The 905-nt window shown below is 52.4% G+C and carries 1 protein-coding gene; it reads right to left on the bottom strand.

The annotated features are described in order from the left end of the window. The coding region (locus E2L00_RS21335) for a PTS sugar transporter subunit IIC (RefSeq protein WP_167615038.1) at window positions 1–905 on the bottom strand (905 nt) is incomplete at both ends.

The following is a 905-nucleotide window of genomic DNA, read 5'->3' as shown; positions in this document are numbered from 1 at the left end:
CCGGATGAGAGCGCAGTGGATTTCATGCTTTTGTCTTTGCTTTTAATCGTAATGGCAAGGCAGGCACCGGCTTCGGCAATGTTATGAGCCAGCGATGCAGGCAGATATAACGTCTCGCGTCCGAACTGACCCATGGCAGCTACGGCATAGGGCAGCAAAGGCTTGTGCATCCCGGCTGCCACGATAAAAGGCAGAGCACCGGCAAGCACTGCTGTGGCAACAAAACCGAATTTGCCATACAGCCAGAGGATCGCTGTCGCGAGTGCTGATCCCAGCTCGTAACCTAACGGCCCGAGAAAAAGCAATGTGACCGGTACCGTCACCAGCAGCGACATCATCGGCGCCAGAAAAGTTTTCAGCGCACTGGGTGAGTARCGGTTRAAGAACTTTTCCGTTTGCGCATAAAAGAGTACGCAAAGAATGGCCGGAAATACCTGCGTGGCATAAGGGATGTTCTGGATGTCAAACATCAGGAACGTTGTGCCTTTGGTCATCATTGCTGTCAGAGAAGGCAGGATCAGCACTGATACCGCAGACACGGCCAGGAGGACATTGACTTTAAGCTTCGTCGCCGTGGTGATGGCAACAAGCAGAGGCAGAAAGTAAATCGGCGCGGTGCCGATGCTGTCCAGCACTTTATATGTGGAAGTGTCTTTGCTTAACCATCCCACCATATCGAGGATAATCAGCAATGATTTCAGGACCCCGCCTCCGGCAATCGCAGGAACGAGCGGCTGGAAAACGCTAATCACGAAATCGACAATGACCGCTCCCCATTTCTTCCTGGTGGGGAGCCGATCGCCGGTAGTCTGTTTACCGGCAACAAGCTTTTTAAGCGCATTGCAGACGTCTGCGACTTCTTTGCCGATAATGATTTGGCACTGCACATTGACTCTGACGCCAAT

Source organism: Cedecea colo (genome assembly GCF_011808225.1).
In the GTDB taxonomy this organism is placed as follows: Bacteria; Pseudomonadota; Gammaproteobacteria; order Enterobacterales; family Enterobacteriaceae; genus Dryocola; species Dryocola colo.
This window is presented reverse-complemented; position numbering and strand designations above follow the sequence as displayed.